Consider the following 3,247-nt stretch of genomic DNA (forward strand, 5'->3'; position numbering starts at 1 on the left):
GTAATAGATATTGTCGAAAATTACATTGAAAACTATAATAAAGTTAGAATTCAACAAAAACTAGGCTACTTATCCCCTATAGAATATAGGGGATTAGCAGCCTAGAAAATAGTGTTTTTATTGAACTCCCTTAGTAAGGGTGCAGTGCCACATTAAGTGATGGTTTTTGAATTACTTTATTTTCTCTTTCAGAAGCAAAGTTTAGTCGAAGTGATTATAGCCTCTTTCACGCTTCTTACTTATTCGTGTGTTTCGATACAATAACTTTCAGCGCCACAATGGGGGCATGCTAATTTTCTTGTTTGGTAAGTATGATTCGATTTGAACCATTCTACAAATAGTGGTTTGAATTCATTTTGACAATTTGGACATAAATAACGCACGACAGAATAGTATTTTTTAGATGCAAGCACAGCATATATGAATATAAATGGATATATTAAAATAATTGGTTTCCACTTCTTCTTCATAATGGACATGATGATACTACTATATTGAAATGCCCCTACTACTAGTGATATCCCCATAAATTTTCTTCTGAACGTCTTCATTGTTTGATGTTTTTTTATTTTATTATTTAAGTTAAGTACATTTGATACGGGATATTCACTTTCTTTACTAATATTCTCTCTTACAAATTTAATTTGTTCTACTTGTTCAGCTTGTTGTTGAATTTCATCTTCAAGTTCAATGAGTTTCTCGCTTAATAAAACATTCAGTGTGTTTATGGATTGATTAGAATTTATGAGTTCTTTAATTTCTTTTAACGAGAAGTTCATATCCTTCAAAGTCAGCACAAGCCTTAATTCGTTAACGTCCGCTTCTGTATAAAGTCTACGGTTATTTTCAGATGTATTGCTAGGACTTACAATCCCTTTCTTATCATAATATTGAACAGTTCTAACTGTAACATTACATAATTTCGCTACTTCTCCAGTTGTCATATGCATTTTTATCTCTCCTATCTTCATTAAACATTACATCAATATATAATTATTGTATTTCGTTACGCAACGTCACAATCAAGTATTAAATATCGTTCAATTGAACATGCTTCCAATTTAGACTACGAGAAGGCTAATCTCGTAAATATATCTACAAAATCAAATTCATATAATCATGTCTTAAAAACGCTTCAAGACACTACCTACATTTGACTAATATATTCACAAGCGTATAATAATTATCCGCACATAAATTTTAACAACGAAATTTATATTAATTATAAAAAATTTGAATAGGAGATTTTATGAGTAGTCAAAACCAAAATAAAAAAATTAACCTAACACAACTTGTACTATTAGGTCTAGGTTCATTAATAGGTTCTGGATGGTTATTCGGAGCATGGGAAGCATCAGCTATTGCAGGTCCTGCAGCCATTATCTCTTGGATTATTGGGTTTATCGTTATAGGATCTATCGCCTATAATTATATAGAGATTGGTACAATGTTTCCACAATCAGGCGGTATGAGTAATTATGCCCAATATACACATGGTTCCCTTCTAGGTTTCATTGCAGCATGGGCCAATTGGGTATCGTTAGTAACAATTATACCTATAGAAGCAGTCTCAGCTGTTCAATATATCAGTTCTTGGCCATGGGATTGGGCTAAACCAACTAGTCAACTAATGCATGATGGCTCGATTAGTAACATGGGATTATTTGCAGTATTTATTATTATCATCATATTCTCATTATTAAATTACTGGTCAGTTAAACTTTTAACTTCATTTACAAGTTTGATTTCTTTCTTCAAACTAGGTGTGCCATTAGTAACAATCATTATGTTAATGATTTCTGGATTTGATACTGGAAACTATGGTTCATCAATGGGTGAATTCATGCCATATGGTAGTGCACCGATTTTTGCTGCTACTACAGCCTCTGGAATAATCTTTTCATTTAATGCTTTCCAAACGATTATTAACATGGGGTCTGAAATACAAAACCCTGAAAAAAATATATATCGAGGGGTTCTCATTTCATTATCCTTAAGTGCAGCTTTATATATTATTTTACAAAGCACTTTTATCACTTCTATGCCAGCAGATATGCTTTCTGAAAGTGGTGGTTGGAGCGGTATTAATTTTGATTCACCATTTGCAAACTTAGCAATCATATTAGGTTTAAATTGGTTAGCAATTCTATTGTATTTAGAAGCTGTTGTTTCTCCATTTGGTACAGGCGTATCATTCGTAGCAATTACAGGTCGTGTATTACGTGCAATGGAAAAGAACGGACATATCCCTAAGTTTTTAGGAACAATGAATTCTAAATATCATATTCCACGTGTAGCAATTATATTTAATACCATTGTAAGTATGATTATGGTATCGCTATTCCGTGATTGGGCAGTTTTAGCAAGTGTCATTTCTACCTCTACACTTGTAGCTTATTTAACTGGTCCAACAACCGTTGTCTCATTACGTAAAATGGCACCAAATATGCATAGGCCATTCCGTGCAAAAATGTTAGGTTTTATGGCGCCATTCTCATTTGTTGTAGCGTCACTCGCAATTTATTGGGCTATGTGGCCAACAACTGCTCAAGTAATATTCATTATCATTTTAGGCTTACCAATTTATTTCTTCTATGAATATAAAACAAATTGGAAAAACACTAAAAAACAAATCGGCGGTAGTATTTGGATTATCGCATATCTCATTATACTTTCATTCCTATCGTTTATAGGAAGTAAAGAATTTAATGGACTTAATTGGATTCACTATCCTTATGACTTTGTCGTGATTTCAATAGTTGCCTTAGTGTTCTATAAATTGGGTACGACAAGTTACTTTGAAGGTATTTACTTTAAAAAAGCTAAAAAAATAAATGCTGATATGAAAGAGAAATTATACAATCAATCAAAAGAATCATAATTCCCCTAATCATGTTAAGACTGATCCTGGGACATTAATATAAAAGAGCGTAAATTCTTAAAAATAAGAATTTACGCTCTTTTTATTTTATCTTTTGAGTCTTCGTGCGTTTTGACCGTAACAATCATTGAACAACGTAATCTATATTTCACCTTAATCATTCCCCACGATTTTGTAAAGTGCTGACGCCCAGGGGAATAGTATGCGTGAGAGACTACAGGCTCGAGCCATACCCCTAGGCAAGCATGCACTTTCAAAATCGTAAGATTTTAAAACATATCATGCTATTTACTAAAAGACAGTAGTGTGAATTGAGCATAATATCTCTACAGTCTTCTTACGTACACCCTAATTTCACTTAGATAT

General features: G+C 32.6%; 3 protein-coding genes. 2 read left to right on the top strand and 1 reads right to left on the bottom strand.

Annotated elements, in window-relative coordinates:
• Positions 1-105 (top strand): IS3 family transposase (locus LQ598_RS13580; RefSeq protein WP_239703233.1); only part of this gene is annotated, 105 nt, incomplete at its 5' end.
• A gap of 134 nt (positions 106-239) precedes the next feature.
• Here the strand turns inward: LQ598_RS13580 and LQ598_RS13585 are convergent.
• The gene (locus LQ598_RS13585) at positions 240-950 is read right to left on the bottom strand and encodes a MerR family transcriptional regulator (RefSeq protein WP_107536593.1); all 711 of its coding nucleotides are present in this window, start codon (positions 948-950) and stop codon (positions 240-242) included.
• Between the two features lie 299 nt (positions 951-1,249).
• Between LQ598_RS13585 and LQ598_RS13590 the strand changes: the two genes are divergently transcribed.
• The gene (locus LQ598_RS13590) at positions 1,250-2,881 is read left to right on the top strand and encodes an APC family permease (RefSeq protein ID WP_016912048.1); all 1,632 of its coding nucleotides are present in this window, start codon (positions 1,250-1,252) and stop codon (positions 2,879-2,881) included.
• The last annotated feature ends 366 nt before the right edge of the window (positions 2,882-3,247 follow it).

The sequence above is a fragment of the Mammaliicoccus sp. F-M27 genome (assembly GCF_022387115.1).
GTDB lineage: Bacteria > Bacillota > Bacilli > Staphylococcales > Staphylococcaceae > Mammaliicoccus > Mammaliicoccus vitulinus.

Bases quoted from the DNA above. Each gene is read 5' to 3' on its own strand.
- LQ598_RS13585 (WP_107536593.1), bottom strand. From the start codon at position 950: ATGCATATGACAACTGGAGAAGTAGCGAAATTATGTAATGTTACAGTT.
- LQ598_RS13590 (WP_016912048.1), top strand. From the start codon at position 1,250: ATGAGTAGTCAAAACCAAAATAAAAAAATTAACCTAACACAACTTGTA.